The organism is Brachybacterium vulturis, assembly GCF_002407185.1.
GTDB classification, from domain to species: domain Bacteria; phylum Actinomycetota; class Actinomycetes; order Actinomycetales; family Dermabacteraceae; genus Brachybacterium; species Brachybacterium vulturis.
Genome location: NZ_CP023563.1, coordinates 836,634 through 852,136 on the forward strand (window position 1 = coordinate 836,634; position 15,503 = coordinate 852,136).

Genomic DNA, 15,503 nt, shown 5'->3' on the forward strand with positions numbered 1-15,503 from the left:
GCCGCGCAGGTCAGCGGCTCCCCAGCGGCAGCATCCGGGCGAGGGCGTCCTGCCAGGGTCCCAGGTCCCAGCCCTGCGCCGCCACCCAGTCGTCGTCGAAGTAGGTGTCGGAGTAGCGGTCCCCGGGATCGCACAGCAGGGTCAGCACCGAACCGGTCTCGCCGCGCTCGCGCATCTGCGTGATCAGGCGGGCGACGGCGATCAGGTTGGTGCCGGTCGAGGCGCCGACGCGCCGGCCCAGGTGCTCCGAGAGGTACCGGGCCGCGGCGACCGAGGCCGCATCGGGCACCCGGATCATCCGGTCCACCACCCCGGGCACGAAGCTCGGCTCGACCTGCGGGCGACCGATCCCCTCGATGCGGGAGCCCTGGGCGGTGGTGATCGTCGGGTCCTGCTGCACCCAGCCCTCGAAGAAGGCGGAGTTCTCGACATCGGCGACGCACAGCGAGGTGGGCAGGTTGCGGTACCGCAGCAGTCGGCCGAAGGTCGCGCTGGTCCCGCCGGTGCCGGCGCCCACCACGATCCAGCGCGGCACCGGATGCGGTTCGAGCTCCAGCTGGGACAGGGCGCTGACGGCGATCGAGTTGTTGCCGCGCCAGTCGGTGGCCCGCTCGGCGTGGGTGAACTGGTCCAGGAACAGCCCGCCCTGCTCGTCGGCCAGCCGCTGCGCCTCCCGGCTCATCGACCCCGCGCCGTCGACCACGTGGCAGTGACCGCCGGAGGCTTCGATCAGCGCGATCTTGCGGGTGCTGGTGCCGCGCGGGATCACCGCGACGAAGGGGATGCCCAGCAGCCGCGCCACATGCGCCTCGCTCACCGCGGTGGAGCCGGAGGACGCCTCGATCACCGGCATCCCGGGCCGCAGCTGCCCGTTGACCAGGGCGAACAGGAACAGCGAGCGGGCCAGTCGGTGCTTCAGGCTGCCCGAGGCATGGGTGGACTCGTCCTTGAGGTAGAGCTGGATGTCCCAGCTCGGCGGCAGGCCCAGGCGCACCAGATGGGTGTCGGCGCTGCGCCTGCCGTCGGCCTCCAGTCGATGGATCCGCTCGGACACCCACGCCCGCAGGGAGTCATCGCTGCGGTCCACGTCCTCGAGCTGCTGCGGCCAGGTCACGGTGTCGTCCATGGACAGACCGTATCGGGCGCGGCCGGTCAGGGCGTGCAGGCCCTCTCCGGTGCGCTCCGATAGCGTGATCCCGTGCGCCGGGCCCCGGCGCCCGTGCCACTGCTCGAAAGGATCCCGGCCCCGCGCGCCGGTCGCTCATGACCCAGCCTCCCCCGCCCTCCGATCCCCGGCGATCACAGGGCCGTCCGCACCCCGCGCAGGATCCGCGGGACCACGACGACCCGCGCGCGGCGGCCCCGCCGAGTGCTGGCGAGCAGGAGCCGGGGCGCGAGCGGGGCTCGGGACCGCGGCGCGGTCGGAGGCCGAGCCCTGCGATCGTGGCCGGCGGACTGCTGCTGCTGGTGCTCCTGCTCGTGCTCGGCGCGTTCTTCGGCATGCGGGCATACCTGGGGGCCGATGCCGCCGCCGTCGGGGATGCCGCCGGTCCACCGGCGCACTCGCAGGAGCTGGCGCCCCCGGAGAGCTGACCGGGAGCGTCGCGCTCAGGCGACCAGCGCGTCGATCTGGTCGATCGACGTGCGCGAGCCCTCCTCGACCCCCATGTCCAGCACCGTCTGGAGCCCCTCGCGGCTGGCGTAGGAGGTCACGTACACCGCGCGGGTGCCGCCGTCCTGCGGGGTGAAGGTGCTCACGCAGTGCGAGACCGGCAGCTCGGTGTCCGGACTGAAGTCCTCGTGCGCGAAGCTGTCCTGGTAGCTGAACGAGTGCGGGGCGTCGACCTCCAGCACGCTCCAGAGCCCGTAGTAGCGCTCGCCCTCGGGACCGGTCATGAAATAGGCGACGCGGCCGCCCGGGGCGAGGCTGTGGTCCACCACGGTGGCGGGATACTCCGGAGGCCCCCACACCTGCTCGAGCTGGCGCGGGTCCGCGTAGATCTGCCAGATCCGCTGCACCGGGGCGGCGAACCGGGCGGTGATGGTGAGGGTCAGCGCCTCGAGATCATGGGTGATGTCGGTGACCGGCATGGTCACTCCTTCTGATCGTGCTCCTCATCGAGCAGCTCGTCGATGCGGGCGATGTGCTCCCGTCGTCCGCTCTCCAGCTCGGTGAGGAGCTCGGAGGCGGTGCGGAGGATCCCGGCGTCGCCGCGGGCCAGGGACTCCCGGCCACGGCGACGACGGGAGATGAGCCCGGCCCGTTCGAGCACCAGGACGTGCTTCTGCACGGCCGTGAGGCTCATCGAGTAGTTCCGGGCCAGGGACGAGACCGACTCCTCGTGCGTCAGCACGCGCCGCAGGATGTCCCGCCGCGTGCGATCCGAGAGCGCCTGGAACCAGGCGTCCGCCCGGTCCTCGTCGCTGCGGAGCATGTCATCCTGCATGCCACCATCATACAACCAGAAGGTTGTGTGTACAAGGGGTCCACGGCGAGCCATCGCGCCCTGGCGGGCCGTATGCTCGAACCATGGTGCAGGGACGGGGGACGCCCTCCGGCTATGACTGGGAGGTTGGCTCCGTCCCGGCCGAGCCGGAGCCGCTCGCGCTGCCCGATCACCAGCACGGCCCGCCGGGCGGGCGTCCGGGCCGCGACGGTGATCCGGCCGCCCCGGACGTCCCCGCGGCCGACGGCGGCTCCGCGGACGAGTCGTCCTCGCCGTTCGGCGCCTTCGAGGGGGTCGGCCCCTACGGCGCCCCCTCCTTCACCTACGACCCGCCGGCGGTCGAGGGTGAGCCCCGTCCGCTCCGCGGCACCCTGCCTCCCTGGGCGATCGTCGCGATCGTCCTCGTGCAGGCGGCGGCGCTGGTGGCCTCCGTCGCGCTGGTGCTCGGCGGCATCGAGCGGATGACCGCCCGCGATCCCGGGGCGCCGGTCGCCGAGCCGTCCAGCCAGGCGCCGAACCCCACCGCCCCTCCGTCGTCGGTCGCGCCGGAGCGTCAGCCCGGCACCGTCACCGATTCCGCGGGCCGGGAGGTGGCCGACGGGACCGGCGGCTACGCGGATCCGGCCACCGTCGGCGAGCACACCGTCAGCTGGACCGCCTGGACCGACGGGACCATCGCCGTCAGCGCCCTCGAGGTCGACCTCGCCGCGACCGTCCCGGGGGCCGGCGGGCAGGACGTGGTCCAGGAGGGCTATCGCCTGGTGCTGGTGACCTACGAGGTGCGCTACGACGGCCCCGGGCAGCTCGCCCCGGCCGAGGAGCTGTGGCTGACCGGGGAATCCGACCTCACCTACTTCCCGGACGTCGCCGAGGGTCTGGTCACCGATCCGATGAAGACCATCAGGCCGCTGCAGGACGGGGAGACCGCACGGTTCCGCAGCGCGTTCCTGGTTCCCGAGGCGGAGATCGACACCTTGCGCCTGGGGGTGGAGACCTTCAGCGGCGAGATCCTGTACTTCGCGACCCCGTGAGGCGGGACCCGGAGCCGCGCGGCCGCGCGGGCCGACGATGAGGGTCCGGTGCTCGTCCGCGGTGGACACCCGGCCCCGACCTGAGGCATGATCTATCTGAAACCCGTAGTATCAGGCAACTGCGGAGCGGCGCCCACCCTCGACGAAGAGATCGCGAAAGGTCACTGATGAGCAGCTACACCGAGCACGTCACCCGAGTCCTCACCGAGGATCGCGAACACCCGGGCCTGGGGACCGTGGCCGTGCTGACCTTCGCGCCGCCGGAGGGGGAGGAGCGCCGTCCCGCGACCCTCGGCCCGCGCTCGATCGAGGCCGTCACCGGTGCGCTCGCCGCCGCCCTGGATCGCGCCGAGGCCGGAGAGATCCAGGCCGTCGCCATGACCGGCACCGGACGTGCCTTCCTCGCCGGCGCCGACCTGTCGATGTTCGCCGACCCCGCGGCCGTGGCGCAGGTCGAGACCATGACCCGCGCCATGCACGACCTGCAGATCCGGGTGCGCACCAGCCCCGTCCCGGTGCTCGCCCACCTCAATGCGGTCGCCCTCGGCGGCGGTCTCGAGGTCGCGCTGATGGCCGATGTGCGCACCGCCGCACCCGGCGTGCGCGGCCTCGGCACGCCGGAGACGAGCCTCGGCATCCTGCCCGGCTGGGGCGGCACCACGCTGCTGCAGTCCGTCGTCGGCGCCGAGACCGCCGTGCGGATGATCCTCGAGGACCCCGCACGCGAGACGCAGCTGGGCGCCGAACAGGCCCTCGAGAACGGTCTGGTCGATGAGCTCGCCGCTGACCTGGACGAGGCACTGGACCAGTTCGCCGCCCTGGTCGCCGCCCATATCGACCTCGACGAGACCGATGCCGACGTGGTCGATCCGGCGCTCGCCGCCACCGCCGCCGACTCCCCGGCCGACGCCCCCGGTGCCTGGGCCGGACGCGAGGCGCCGCTGCCCGGGGCGGACACCCCCGAGGCCGAGGCGCTGCTGGACGCCCTCGATGCGCCGCACGGCAGCGCGGAGACCCGTCGCGCCTGGGCCTCCCGGCTCGAGGCACAGGGCGCCCCCGCCGTCGGCCGTGCGCTGGCCCTGCTGCAGGCGCTGCCCGGTTCCACCCTCCCCGAGGCCCTCGACCGCGAGGCCGCCGCACTCGCGGAGCTGGTGCGCAGCGATGCCGCCGCCGCCTCGATGTACTCCGCCGAGCTGCTGCGTCGCGGCAAGCCCGGCCGCAGCCCCGTCGACGGGGCCCGCGAGATCCGCCGCGTGGGGGTGGCCGGCGCCGGCCTGATGGCCTCGCAGATCGCCGCCCAGCTGGCGCTGGGTCTGCAGGTCCCCGTGGTGATGCGTGACCTCGACACCGAGACCGCCGCCAAGGGGCTGGCCGCCGCGCAGGACGTGATCGCCCGGACCGCCGCCCGCGGAATGCTCGACGAGGCCGCCGCCGCGCAGATCGCCGAGAACCTCTCCGCCACCACGGACCTGCAGGAGCTCGCGGGCTGCGACCTCGTGCTCGAGGCGGTCCCCGAGGTGCTCGCGATCAAGCAGTCCGTCTTCGCCGAGCTCGAGGGCGTCCTGGCCGAGGACGCCCTGCTGGTCACCAACACCTCCTCGCTGTCGGTGGCGCAGATGGCGGAGGACCTCGCCCACCCCGAGCGCGTGATGGGGCTGCACTTCTTCAACCCCGTCGCCAAGATGCCGCTGGTCGAGGTGATCCACACCGAGGCCACCGACGAGGCGACCCTCGCCACCGGTCTCGAAGTGGTGCGCCGCCTGAAGAAGTTCGCCGTGCGCAGCGCCGACGCCCCCGGCTTCATCGTCAACCGCCTGCTGTTCCGCGTGCTCGGCGCGGTCCTGGCCTCCGTCGACGCCGGCGCAGATCCGGACGAGGTCGATGCCTCGCTCGACGCCCTCGGCCTGCCGATGCGCCCCTTCGCCCTGCTGGACCTGGTGGGCCTGGCGGTGGCCGACCACGTGGGCCAGGTGCTCGCCGCAGAGCTCGGCGACCGCTTCCACGCCTCCCCGGGGCTGAGCGCCATGGTCGAGAAGCAGGCCCGCTTCACCGAGCCCAGCAGGACCGCCGTGCACCCGACGGTCTCGCCGACCGTCGCCGAGGTGTGCGGGAGGGACCCCTCCGGCGCCGCCGCGGCCCCGGTGGGCGATGCGCTGCTGGAGACGGTCCAGGACGGACTGGCCCAGGAGATCGCGCTGATGCTCGAGTCGGGGGTGGTCGAGCGGCCCGAACAGGTGGACCTCGCGCTGATCCTGGGCGCAGGCTTCCCCCGCCACCGCGGCGGCGTCACCGCCTACCTCGACTCCTCCGGCGCCTCGCAGCGGGTGAACGGACGCACCTTCCACGGCGAGATGTTCACCGGCCGCGGCTGAGCGGTCGCGCCGTCCTGCACACCGCCCCGGGCTCCGATCTCTGACGGGCCCGGGGCGGTGTGCTTCGTGACCGGAAAGGGATCCGCCATCCCTGGATGTCTCCTGGACGCACCGTACGATATGGCGCACGGGCCCAGGGGGGTTCGACCGCAGCAGGTCGTGTCAGGAGAGAGGGGTCGGCGCCGTGCCCGGTGCCGGAACGGAACATGTCGCAGCCACCGCAGAACGGATGGGGCCAGCAGCCGCCCTCCGAAGATCCCTACGGCCAGTCGTCGGCGAACGGCGGGTACGGCGCGCAGGGGCAGTCCCCGCACGGATTCGGCGCGCCGGTTCCCGGCCCGACGTCCGCGAACGGCGGCTATGGCCAGGACGGAGCCTTCGCGCCGAGCTTCGGCGCCGGCGCAGGGCAGGGCGCCATGCCCCAGGGCGGAGCGCCGAAGAAGTCCGTCACGGTCCCGATCATCATCTGCGCCGGCTGCGCGCTGCTCGTGCTGCTGCTGCTCGTCGTGGGCGGAGGCATCTTCCTGTTCGCCCGCAGCGGCGGGGAGCCCACCGACGGCGGCGAGACGAGCACCACCGAGGGCGGCGAGGCCCCGACGGACGAGCCGACGGGGGAGCCCACGGACGAGCCGACCGAGGAGCCCACGGACGAGTCGTCCGAGGAGCCGTCCGAGGAGCCGACGGACGAGCCGGCGGGCGACGGCACCGGCACCGAGGACGACCCCTACGCCCTCGGGCAGGAATTCACCATCGACGACGGCGAGGGCGGCACCCTCGATGTGACCATCGGCGAGGTGAACTGGGACGCGACCGATGAGGTCATGGAGGCCAGCTCCGCGAACACCGCGGCGTCCGAGAACCAGACCTACATCCTGGTCCCGGTCACGGTCACCTACCACGGCACCGACACCGCAGAGCCGCTCCTGCTGCTCACCCTCGACTACCGCTCCGAGGCCGGGGGGACCTACACCGATGACGGTGCCCTGACGCCGCAGAGCCGCATCTACGCCGACACCCTCGACGACGGCGACAGCGCCACCTGGGACTACGGGATCATCGTGCCCGACGCCGAGATCGAGTCCGGTCACTTCACCGTCGGTGCGCTGTTCGACTTCGGCGGGGAGGTCTCCTGGGTGAGCGCCACCTGAGCACACCCCGCGGCGCGGTCACGGCCCCCTCTCGCTCCCGTCGAGGAGGAGGGCGGGCCGTCCGTGTCCGGCGGGGAGGCGCCTGTTCAGCGCCTCGGAGCCGCCCAGGCGTCGAGCTGCTCGAGCGCCTGCTCGATGGTCGCGCGGCTCTTGCAGAACGCCATGCGCAGGTGGCCGCTCGCCTCTCCGGCGTCGCCGTCGCGGTAGAAGGCGGACAGCGGGATCGCCACCACGCCGGCCTCCGTCGGCAGGCGCTGCGCCAGCACGTCGGCGTCGGGTTCCCCGAGCGGACCGGCATCCGCGACCGTGAAGTAGCCGGCCGCGGGCACGCTCACCCGGAAGCCGATCTCGCGCAGCCCGTCGGTGAGCAGGTCGCGGCGCTCGCGCAGCTCCGCGGCCAGGTCCTCGAAGACGGACGCGGGCATGCCGAGCCCCACCGCCACCGCGGGCTGGAAAGGGGCACCGGAGGAGTAGGTCAGCCACTGCTTGGTCCCGATCACCGCCGTGATCAGCTCCGCCCGGGCGGTGATCCAGCCGATCTTCCAGCCGGTCACCGAGAAGGTCTTGCCCGCCGAGGAGATCGAGATGGTGCGGTCCTGCGCGCCGGGCAGCGCGGCGATCGGCTGGTGCGCGGTGGCGAAGCTGAGGTGCTCGTACACCTCGTCGGTGGCGATCAGCGCGTCGTGGCGCACCGCCTCGTCGACGATCGCCTGCAGCGCCTCCGTGCGGAGCATCAGCCCGGTGGGGTTGTGCGGGGTGTTGACCAGCACCAGGCGGGTGCGCTCGGAGAACGCCCCGCGCAGCGCGTCGGTGGAGACGTCCAGGACCAGGTCGCCCGAGCCCGGGTCCGGGCGGGAGGTGACCGGCACCGTGCGATGCACCCCGCCGGCCAGGGCGATGATCGCCGCGTACTGGTCGTAGAAGGGCTCCAGGGTGATCACCTCGTCGCCGGGCTCGACCAGGGCCAGGATCGTCGCCGCCAGCGCTTCGGTGGCGCCGGTGGTCACCAGCACCTCGCTCGCCGGATCCCAGTGCAGCCCGTACCAGCGGGCCTGATGCTCGGCGACCGCCTCCCGCAGTCCGGCCTCCCCGATGCCGGGCGGGTACTGGTTGTGGCCCCGGCGGATCGCCTCGATCGCGGCCTCGGCGACCGCGGCGGGCGGGGGATCGTCGGGGAAGCCCTGCCCGAGGTTCAGCGCCCCGTGCGCGAGGGCGCGCGCAGACATCTGGGCGAACACGCTCGGGTGCGCCCGTCCGTTCTTCAGCAGGCCGGCAGCGGCGGCGGCACGGGTCCAGGGGCCGGTGGTCTCCATGGCGTCGAGTCTGTCAGAGACGCGCGGGGAGGGGAGGTCTACCGTGGAGGACGGCCGCGCGGCGACGGGCCGCGCGATGACGCCCCCGTGCAGCGAAGGAGCAGGCCATGGAGATCCTCGTCCGACCGGGAGACCTCACACAGGAGGACACCGACGCCCTCGTCAACGCCGCGAACTCCGGACTCCGGGGAGGCGGCGGCGTCGACGGGGCGATCCACCGCGCCGGCGGCCCCGACATCCTCGCCGCCTGTCAGGAGCTGCGCGAGACCACGCTCCCGGACGGCCTGCCCGCCGGCCACGCGGTCGCCACGACCGCCGGGAGGCTGCCGGCCCGCTGGGTGATCCACACCGTCGGCCCGGTGCACTCCTCCCGCGAGTACCGCTCCGCGCTCCTCGCCTCCTGCTACCGCGAGAGCCTGCGCGTCGCGGTGGAGATCGGGGCCCGCAGCCTCGCCTTCCCGGCCATCTCCGCCGGGGTCTTCGGCTGGCCGATGGACGACGCCGCCCGGATCGCCGTGCAGACCGTGCGGGAGACGGCCGACGAGGTCGCAGGACAGATCGACACCGTCGTGTTCGTGCCCTTCGACGACGAGGCCGAGCAGGCGTTCCGCCGCTGGATACGGGGGTGAGGGCGGCCGCGGCTCCGTGCGCCGCGGGCGTGCTCGTGCACCAGGCGGCTGCCGACGATCTGCCCACCGGGGTCCGTGCTCTGCAGCAGCCACCGCGCGAGAGCGATGAGCAGACCGGTGATGCCGCCGATCACCATGTCCGGCCAGCAGGTCGAGCAGTCACCCGGCCCGCTGGGCCCGGCGGCGGTCAGGGGGCCCGGGTCAGCGCCTGGGGAAGACGAGGCGGCCGTAGGTGACGTACCGGAAGGAGGTCGAGACCACCTGCCCGATGACGGTGCCGGAGATGTTGTCCGCCAGCACGGAGTCCAGGCCCAGCACGTAGCGCGAGAAGGCGAGGCAGGACAGCTGCAGACCGGCAGCGATCAGATTGACCAGGATGAACATCATGATCGAGCGGGTGGTGTCCGGTCGTGGCCGGTCGGCGAAGGTGAGCAGACGGTTGCCCAGGTAGGTCAGGCAGGAGGCGAGGGCGATGGTGAGCAGCTTCGCCGTCAACGGGCTGCCGTGCATCAGCCCGGCGCCCCAGCCCTGGCTCGGGCTCCAGAACACCAGCAGGTTGTACATCGCGGTGTCCAGCAGGAACACGACCCCGCCGACCAGCAGGAACAGCGTCGTGGGGCGCAGGTGCTCCTTCGCCATCGCGGAGGTGCGTGCGCGCAGGGAGGTGCCCGTGGGGGAGGGGGCGGCAGGGGCGTCCTGCCTCGTCCGGTCCGGCGTCAGCACGCCCGGCACTGTACCCGAGGCGATAGGATCGGGCCTCGGCCGCTGTGACGGATCGGTGCCTCCCGGTGCCTGATCCTGGGAGCGCGCGGCCGGGCCGCGGCGACGGGCAGGCGGGTTCCTCGAGGATCCCGGCCCTGGGAGCGTCCGGTCATCGCCGCTGCGCGACGGCCCTGACGGCACCGCCCGACGGGCAGGGGAGCGCGCGGCACCGACGACGACATCTCCACGGAAGGCCCTCATGACCCACGTCGCCCTGACCATCGCCGGCTCCGAGACCACCGGAGGCGCCGGGGCCCAGACCGATCTGAAGACGTTCCACCAGCTCGGCACCTTCGGCACCGCGGCGCTGACCTGCATCGTGTCCTTCGACCCGCAGAACAACTGGGGCCACCGCTTCGTGCCGGTGGACCCGCAGGTGATCGCCGACCAGATCGAGACGACCACCGCCGTCCACGACATCGACACCGTGAAGATCGGCATGCTCGGCACCCCTGTCACCATCGACACCGTCGCCGCCTCGCTCTCCGAGCGCAGCTTCACGAACGTGGTCCTGGACCCGGTGCTGATCTGCAAGGGGCAGGAGCCCGGTGCCGCGCTGGACACCGACACCGCGCTCAAGGAGAAGATCCTGCCGCTGGCCACCTTCGTCACCCCGAACCACTTCGAGGCGCTGACCCTCTCCGGGATGGAGGCGATCGAGTCGGTCGCGGACCTCACCGAGGCTGCCCGGCGCATCCACGACATCTACGGCGTGATCGTGCTGGCCAAGGGCGGGGTCGTGCTCGAGGGCGAGGACGCGGTGGACGTCTTCCACGACGGTGAGCAGACCGTCGAGCTGCGCAGCCCCAAGATCGGGGAGCACCGCGTCTCCGGCGCCGGCTGCACCCTCGCCGCCGCGGTCACCGCCGAGCTTGCCAAGGGCGCCACCCCGCTCGAGGCCGCCCGCGTCGCCAAGGCCGTGGTCACCAGCTCGATCGAGCACCGCCAGGAGGGCGCGACGCCCTTCGACGCGGTGTACCAGGGCGCGTACACGGCCTGACCGTGCTCGCCGGGCGGCGCGCGGCGCGCTGAGGCCTCTCGTCCCGCGCCCGCGCCCCTCGCCGTCGGTCGCCGGAGAGTTGTGAACATCTGAGAACCACGGATGGTTCTGGCGTGCGCGGGGCTGCTCGATGGGCGGTGTACTGCGAGGCAGAGGCGGTTCCACGGTCACGAGAACGTTCCGACATCCGGTCAACCGTGCCGTGATGTGGACAGATGTCACTCGGCACCGCATTCTCGGAGCATGAACGAGAGCAGCCCGCCCCGGGAGCCGCGCCCGACGAAGAGCATCGGCGATGCTCTCATCTCCGCCCGCGGCGTCGATAAGTTCTTCGGCGACTTCCAAGCCCTGAAGAACATCGACCTGGACATCCACCGGGGTGAGGTGGTCGCGCTGATCGGCGCCTCCGGCTCCGGGAAGTCCACCCTGTGCCGCTGTCTGAACCGCTTGGAGACGATCACCTCCGGGGAGATCACCATCGACGGCGAGCAGCTGCCCGAGGAGGGCAAGGAGCTCACGCGCCTGCGCGCCGACGTGGGCATGGTGTTCCAGAGCTTCAACCTCTTCCCGCATCTCAAGGCCATCGACAACGTGACCCTGGGTCCGCGGCGGGTGCGCGGCTTGTCCAAGGTCGAGGCTGACCAGCAGGCGCTGGGGCTGCTCGAGCGGGTGGGCCTGACGGACAAGGCGAACTCCCTGCCCGCGGCGCTGTCCGGCGGCCAGCAGCAGCGCGTCGCGATCGCCCGTGCACTGGCGATGAAGCCCAAGGCGATGCTCTTCGACGAGCCCACCTCGGCGCTGGATCCCGAGGTGATCAACGAGGTCCTCGACGTCATGACCGAGCTCGCCGAGCAGGGGATGACGATGCTCGTGGTCACCCACGAGATGGGGTTCGCCCGGCACGTCTGCGACCGCGTGGTCTACATGGATCAGGGCGAGATCGTGGAGCAGGGCGACCCCGAGGAGTTCTTCACCGCCCCGCGCAGCGAGCGGGCCAAGGCGTTCCTGTCCAAGATCCTCGCCCACTGACGTGGCTGCCGTCGCGCACCGCCCACCACCGACCAGCACCTGCCCCGACACCTGCCGGACCCGACCTTCTGCTCCTCCCGGAGCGGCTCGAGAAACTGGAGAGACCCCATGACCCCCACCACCTTCCGACCCGGCCGTCGCGCCGTCGTCGCCGCCGCTGCGGCCGCGCTCCCGCTGCTCGGCCTCGCCGCCTGCTCCTCCGACACCGGCGCCGGTCCCGATCTCGGCGGCGGCGGCGAGGACGAGGGCGACGGGGACTCGCTGCCCCAGGCCGACGCGCTCGCCTCCGGCCCCGTGGCCGACGAGAGCGCGATCGCCGCGAGCGCCTGGGCCACCGCCATCAAGGAGAAGGACCAGCTGGTCCGCGGCGGCACCGTCGCCAACCAGGTGTTCTCCCTGGCCTCGACCACCGGGGACATGCCCACCGGCTTCGACGCCGGGATCACCCAGCTGCTGGCCAAGTACATCCTCGGCGAGGGCGGCGAGAAGAAGGTCGAGTACATCGACACCACCGTCGAGACCCGCGAGACCATGGTCCAGAACGGCACCGTGGACTGCGTGATCGCGACCTACTCGATCACCCCGGAGCGCCTCGAGGTCATCAACTTCGCCGGCCCGTACTACCTCTCCGGCACCGCCATCCAGGTGCGCGCCGAGGACAAGGGGTCGATCTCCGGCCCCGAGGACCTCACCGGGCTGAAGCTGGTCACCCAGGCCAACTCCACCGGTATCCAGGCCATCGAGGAGAACGTCACCGATCCCGCCGACGTCCAGACCCTCCCGGACAACGAATCCTGTGTGGCGGCGCTCAAGCAGGGCCGCGCCGATGCCTACGTCCTGGACCAGGGCGTGCTGCTGGGCAACTCCGCCGCGGACCCCGATGTGGTCGTGGTCGGCGAGCCCTTCGTCGACGACCCCTACGGCATCGGCCTGTCGAAGGACCAGCCGGACGCCCTCGACTTCTGCAACACCTTCCTGCAGGAGATCATCGACTCCGGCTCCTGGGAGTCGCTGTGGACCGCGACCGTCGGCGAGGTCATCGACGGCGACGCCCCCGAGCCGCCGGTCCCCGGAGAGCTGCCCGTCTGATCCACGGATCGGGCCGGACAGCTCCTAAGCGGCGCCGACGGGGAGCGGCGCACCGCATGCTCCCCGTCGGCCGTCCCCGACCGCATCGACACCCCCGAACGCACCGAGAGGCACCAGATGGACGCCATCCGCGAGAATCTCCCCCTGCTGCTGCAGGGCATCGGGACCACCGTCGCGCTGACCGTGCTCGGCTACGCGTTCGCGCTGCTCCTGGGCACCGTCCTGGCGGTGGCGAGGGTGAGCCCGATCCCGCCGCTGCGCGGGGCGGCCACGGTGTACGTCGAGATCTTCCGCAACATCCCGCTGCTGAGCCTGCTGATCCTGATCGCCTTCGGTCTGCCGGATGTGGGCCTGCTGCTGCCCTACTTCTGGTGCGGCGTGCTGGGGCTGACCCTCTCATCGGCCGCGTTCGTCTGTGAGAACGTCCGCTCGGGCATCAACACGGTCCCGGTCGGGCACGCGGAGGCGGCACGCTCGATCGGGCTCGGCTTCTTCGGGACGCTGCGCTTCGTGGTGCTTCCGCAGGCCTTCCGCAGCATGGTCCAGCCGCTGGTGAACGTGTTCATCGGCACCGTGATCGGTTCCGCGCTGTGCTCCGCGATCGCGGTGCAGGAGGTCACCTGGGTCACGCAGACGCTCAACATCCGCTACGCCCAGGCGGTGCTGATGTTCATGATCGCCGGCGCCGTCTACCTGATCCTCTCCCTCGGCGGGGCCGCGCTCGGCGGCGCCATCGAGCGGGCCGTCGCCCCGGGCGGCAGGAACCGTTCGAGCGGGCGCGCCGCACTGGACGTCACGGCAGGGGCGCAAGCATGAGCACCACGTCCTCCACCGCCACCCAGGTCCTCTTCGATGCGCCCGGCCCCAAGGGACGCCGACGCATCCTGCTGCTCTCGGTCCTCAGCGTGGTCCTGATCGTCGCCCTGCTGGCCGGGGCGCTGTGGCAGTTCCATGCCAACGGCCAGCTGGACCCGAACAAGTGGGTCGTCTACCTGCGCGCGGATTACCTGGCCTTCCTCGGCCGCGGACTGTGGGGGACGCTGAAGGTCACCGCGCTCGCGGCCGTCATCGCCTTTCCCTTCGGGCTGCTGCTGGCGCTGGCGCGGCTGTCGCGCTTCCTGCTGCTGCGCTCCGTGGCCGTGACCTGGATCGAGTTCTTCCGCGGGATCCCGATGCTGCTGGTCGTCTATGCCTTCCTGCTGGCCCTGCCGGCCTTCGGCGTCACCTTTCCGCGGTTCTGGATGCTGGTGATCCCGATGATCCTGGTCTCCAGCGCGACCACCGCGGAGGTGTTCCGCGCGGGAATAAGAGCGGTGGACATCGGCCAGCACGAAGCGGCCGACGCGATCGGTCTCAGCCGCCGCGACGCGCTGATCCACGTGGTGCTGCCGCAGGCGGTGCGCCTGGTGCTGCCCAGCCTGATCCTCGCCCTGGTCACACTCCTGAAGGACTCCACCCTCGGCTACGTGGTCAGCTACAACGAGCTGCAGTTCCAGGGCAAGACGCTGGTCTCCATCACCCGCTACCTGGTGCAGACCTATCTGGTCGTCTCGGTCATCTACATCGTCATCAACCTCCTTCTCACCCGCATTGCGCTCGCGCTCGATGTGCGGATGAAGGAGCGCGCCGTGGCGAGCTGACCCGCACCCGCTCCGCTCTTCTCCGTCCCTCCACCCTCACTCCTCCGCGAAAGCTGGTCCTGCCCATGTGCCGCCTGCTCGGCGTCGTCTCCCGTGAACCCATCTCCCTGGACCAGGCCGTGGCCGAGGAGATCGAACCGTTCACTGCCCAGTCCGAGGTCCACGGGGACGGCTGGGGGGTGGCCTGGTTCCAGGCGGACGACGGTGAGCGGCCCCGCCCGGGCGCCATCGGCGGAGCCACCGGCGGGCTCGGCAATCCGCGCACGCCGCAGATCCGTCGGCGCCTGGACGTGGCGCGGGAATCCACCGCCTATCGCGCGGCCGTGCATACGGCGACAGGGCCGCTGATGCTGATCCACCTGCGCAAGGCGAGCCCCGGATCGCCGCTGCAGATCGCCAACACCCACCCCTTCCGCGAGGGGGAGACCGTCTTCGCCCATAACGGCCAGTTCGACCTGCCGCCCGGGCTGCGCGAGGCGGTGCTCGCCCGGGGCGGCCGCACCCCGGAGGGCACCACCGACTCCGAGCTCTTCTTCTCCCTCATCGAGCTGCATGCCCGGGACGCCGAGCCGGCCACCGCCGTGCAGCGCGCCGCCGCGGAGCTCACCGCGCTCGGCCTCGAGTACGGCACCCGGGTGCCGGAGGCGCTGAACTGCCTGTACATGACCCCCGACCTGTTGGTCGCCTATCAGCAGTCCGATCCGGCACAGGCCCGACCCCACCACACCGCGGACAACTACTCGCTGCGCTACCGGATCGACGCGGACCGGGTCATCGTCGCCTCCACCGGTATCCCGCAGGCCGTGTACCTCGAGGTGGGGGAGGGGCAGGCGCTGGTGGTGGATCGCAGCGACCTCGGCGTCTCCTTGCGGCCGCGGCTGGCGGAGCTCACCGCGTGATCCCGGCCCCGCCGCGCCGGAGACCCTGACCGGGCCCGGACCGGCCGCTCCGCGACACGTGGCACCGCCCATCGGACCGACGGTCTGGATAGGGTGGAGCCCCGGCAGTGATCGCTCGTCGGCCCGACGTCGCTGGGAGGCCCC

16 protein-coding genes are annotated in these 15,503 nt (G+C 72.1%); 11 read left to right on the forward strand and 5 right to left on the reverse strand.

Annotation, left to right across the window (positions count from 1 at the left end; all coding sequences use genetic code 11):
- Positions 1–10: 10 nt before the first annotated feature.
- Positions 11–1,126 (reverse strand): PLP-dependent cysteine synthase family protein, encoded by a 1,116-nt coding sequence (locus CFK38_RS03720; protein WP_096801866.1) that lies wholly within the window; start codon positions 1,124–1,126, stop codon positions 11–13.
- Between the two features lie 317 nt (positions 1,127–1,443).
- Between CFK38_RS03720 and CFK38_RS17055 the strand changes: the two genes are divergently transcribed.
- The gene (locus CFK38_RS17055) at positions 1,444–1,593 is read left to right on the forward strand and encodes a hypothetical protein (protein ID WP_157773340.1); all 150 of its coding nucleotides are present in this window, start codon (positions 1,444–1,446) and stop codon (positions 1,591–1,593) included.
- 15 nt (positions 1,594–1,608) lie between these two features.
- On the opposite strand, the gene CFK38_RS03730 is transcribed toward CFK38_RS17055, so the two are convergent.
- Together CFK38_RS03730 and CFK38_RS03735 are read right to left on the reverse strand one after the other, a co-directional pair.
- Positions 1,609–2,091, reverse strand: a complete 483-nt coding sequence (locus CFK38_RS03730; RefSeq protein ID WP_096801868.1) for an SRPBCC family protein — start codon at positions 2,089–2,091, stop codon at positions 1,609–1,611.
- A gap of 2 nt (positions 2,092–2,093) precedes the next feature.
- Positions 2,094–2,447, reverse strand: coding sequence for an ArsR/SmtB family transcription factor (locus CFK38_RS03735; RefSeq protein ID WP_245851211.1), 354 nt, complete (start codon positions 2,445–2,447; stop codon positions 2,094–2,096).
- 83 nt (positions 2,448–2,530) lie between these two features.
- Between CFK38_RS03735 and CFK38_RS03740 the strand changes: the two genes are divergently transcribed.
- The 3 genes from CFK38_RS03740 to CFK38_RS03750 all read left to right on the forward strand — a co-directional run bounded on the left by CFK38_RS03740 (position 2,531) and on the right by CFK38_RS03750 (position 6,998).
- A complete protein-coding gene (locus CFK38_RS03740; RefSeq protein WP_096801869.1) occupies positions 2,531–3,478 on the forward strand; it encodes a hypothetical protein in 948 nt (315 codons plus the stop codon).
- Between the two features lie 167 nt (positions 3,479–3,645).
- Positions 3,646–5,850 carry a 3-hydroxyacyl-CoA dehydrogenase NAD-binding domain-containing protein gene (locus CFK38_RS03745; protein WP_096801870.1) on the forward strand — a complete coding sequence of 735 codons (2,205 nt, stop codon included), beginning with the start codon at positions 3,646–3,648 and terminating at the stop codon, positions 5,848–5,850.
- 206 nt (positions 5,851–6,056) lie between these two features.
- On the forward strand, positions 6,057–6,998 hold the full coding sequence (locus CFK38_RS03750; protein ID WP_096801871.1) for a PT domain-containing protein: 942 nt from the start codon (positions 6,057–6,059) through the stop codon (positions 6,996–6,998).
- Positions 6,999–7,084: 86 nt separating this feature from the next.
- On the opposite strand, the gene CFK38_RS03755 is transcribed toward CFK38_RS03750, so the two are convergent.
- Entirely contained in the window at positions 7,085–8,311 is a 1,227-nt protein-coding gene (locus CFK38_RS03755) for an aminotransferase class I/II-fold pyridoxal phosphate-dependent enzyme (RefSeq protein WP_096801872.1), read from the reverse strand.
- Positions 8,312–8,418: 107 nt separating this feature from the next.
- Here CFK38_RS03755 and CFK38_RS03760 point away from each other — a divergent pair, with 107 nt between their 5' ends.
- Positions 8,419–8,940 (forward strand): O-acetyl-ADP-ribose deacetylase, encoded by a 522-nt coding sequence (locus CFK38_RS03760; RefSeq protein ID WP_096801873.1) that lies wholly within the window; start codon positions 8,419–8,421, stop codon positions 8,938–8,940.
- A gap of 201 nt (positions 8,941–9,141) precedes the next feature.
- Here the strand turns inward: CFK38_RS03760 and CFK38_RS03765 are convergent, their stop codons facing one another.
- Positions 9,142–9,663 (reverse strand): GtrA family protein, encoded by a 522-nt coding sequence (locus tag CFK38_RS03765; protein WP_245851212.1) that lies wholly within the window; start codon positions 9,661–9,663, stop codon positions 9,142–9,144.
- A gap of 238 nt (positions 9,664–9,901) precedes the next feature.
- On the opposite strand from CFK38_RS03765, the gene CFK38_RS03770 reads away from it, so the two are divergent.
- The 6 genes from CFK38_RS03770 (at position 9,902) to CFK38_RS03795 (ending at position 15,359) form a co-directional block, all read left to right on the forward strand.
- The gene (locus tag CFK38_RS03770; protein ID WP_096801875.1) at positions 9,902–10,702 is read left to right on the forward strand and encodes a hydroxymethylpyrimidine/phosphomethylpyrimidine kinase; all 801 of its coding nucleotides are present in this window, start codon (positions 9,902–9,904) and stop codon (positions 10,700–10,702) included.
- A gap of 243 nt (positions 10,703–10,945) precedes the next feature.
- Positions 10,946–11,731 carry an amino acid ABC transporter ATP-binding protein gene (locus CFK38_RS03775; protein WP_096801876.1) on the forward strand — a complete coding sequence of 262 codons (786 nt, stop codon included), beginning with the start codon at positions 10,946–10,948 and terminating at the stop codon, positions 11,729–11,731.
- A gap of 108 nt (positions 11,732–11,839) precedes the next feature.
- On the forward strand, positions 11,840–12,820 hold the full coding sequence (locus CFK38_RS03780) for a glutamate ABC transporter substrate-binding protein (protein ID WP_096801877.1): 981 nt from the start codon (positions 11,840–11,842) through the stop codon (positions 12,818–12,820).
- Positions 12,821–12,937: 117 nt separating this feature from the next.
- Positions 12,938–13,636 carry an amino acid ABC transporter permease gene (locus CFK38_RS03785; RefSeq protein ID WP_096801878.1) on the forward strand — a complete coding sequence of 233 codons (699 nt, stop codon included), beginning with the start codon at positions 12,938–12,940 and terminating at the stop codon, positions 13,634–13,636.
- Positions 13,633–14,460, forward strand: a complete 828-nt coding sequence (locus CFK38_RS03790; protein WP_096801879.1) for an amino acid ABC transporter permease — start codon at positions 13,633–13,635, stop codon at positions 14,458–14,460. The genes CFK38_RS03785 and CFK38_RS03790 overlap by 4 nt, the downstream gene beginning before the upstream one ends.
- A 65-nt stretch (positions 14,461–14,525) precedes the next feature.
- Positions 14,526–15,359 carry a class II glutamine amidotransferase gene (locus tag CFK38_RS03795; protein WP_096801880.1) on the forward strand — a complete coding sequence of 278 codons (834 nt, stop codon included), beginning with the start codon at positions 14,526–14,528 and terminating at the stop codon, positions 15,357–15,359.
- The last annotated feature ends 144 nt before the right edge of the window (positions 15,360–15,503 follow it).

Bases quoted from the DNA above. Each gene is read 5' to 3' on its own strand.
- CFK38_RS03785 (WP_096801878.1), top strand. From the start codon at position 12,938: ATGGACGCCATCCGCGAGAATCTCCCCCTGCTGCTGCAGGGCATCGGG.
- CFK38_RS03735 (WP_245851211.1), bottom strand. From the start codon at position 2,447: ATGCAGGATGACATGCTCCGCAGCGACGAGGACCGGGCGGACGCCTGG.
- CFK38_RS03730 (WP_096801868.1), bottom strand. From the start codon at position 2,091: ATGCCGGTCACCGACATCACCCATGATCTCGAGGCGCTGACCCTCACC.
- CFK38_RS03720 (WP_096801866.1), bottom strand. From the start codon at position 1,126: ATGGACGACACCGTGACCTGGCCGCAGCAGCTCGAGGACGTGGACCGC.
- CFK38_RS03780 (WP_096801877.1), top strand. From the start codon at position 11,840: ATGACCCCCACCACCTTCCGACCCGGCCGTCGCGCCGTCGTCGCCGCC.
- CFK38_RS03740 (WP_096801869.1), top strand. From the start codon at position 2,531: ATGGTGCAGGGACGGGGGACGCCCTCCGGCTATGACTGGGAGGTTGGC.
- CFK38_RS03770 (WP_096801875.1), top strand. From the start codon at position 9,902: ATGACCCACGTCGCCCTGACCATCGCCGGCTCCGAGACCACCGGAGGC.
- CFK38_RS03790 (WP_096801879.1), top strand. From the start codon at position 13,633: ATGAGCACCACGTCCTCCACCGCCACCCAGGTCCTCTTCGATGCGCCC.
- CFK38_RS03755 (WP_096801872.1), bottom strand. From the start codon at position 8,311: ATGGAGACCACCGGCCCCTGGACCCGTGCCGCCGCCGCTGCCGGCCTG.
- CFK38_RS03795 (WP_096801880.1), top strand. From the start codon at position 14,526: ATGTGCCGCCTGCTCGGCGTCGTCTCCCGTGAACCCATCTCCCTGGAC.
- CFK38_RS03760 (WP_096801873.1), top strand. From the start codon at position 8,419: ATGGAGATCCTCGTCCGACCGGGAGACCTCACACAGGAGGACACCGAC.
- CFK38_RS03750 (WP_096801871.1), top strand. From the start codon at position 6,057: ATGTCGCAGCCACCGCAGAACGGATGGGGCCAGCAGCCGCCCTCCGAA.
- CFK38_RS03745 (WP_096801870.1), top strand. From the start codon at position 3,646: ATGAGCAGCTACACCGAGCACGTCACCCGAGTCCTCACCGAGGATCGC.
- CFK38_RS03775 (WP_096801876.1), top strand. From the start codon at position 10,946: ATGAACGAGAGCAGCCCGCCCCGGGAGCCGCGCCCGACGAAGAGCATC.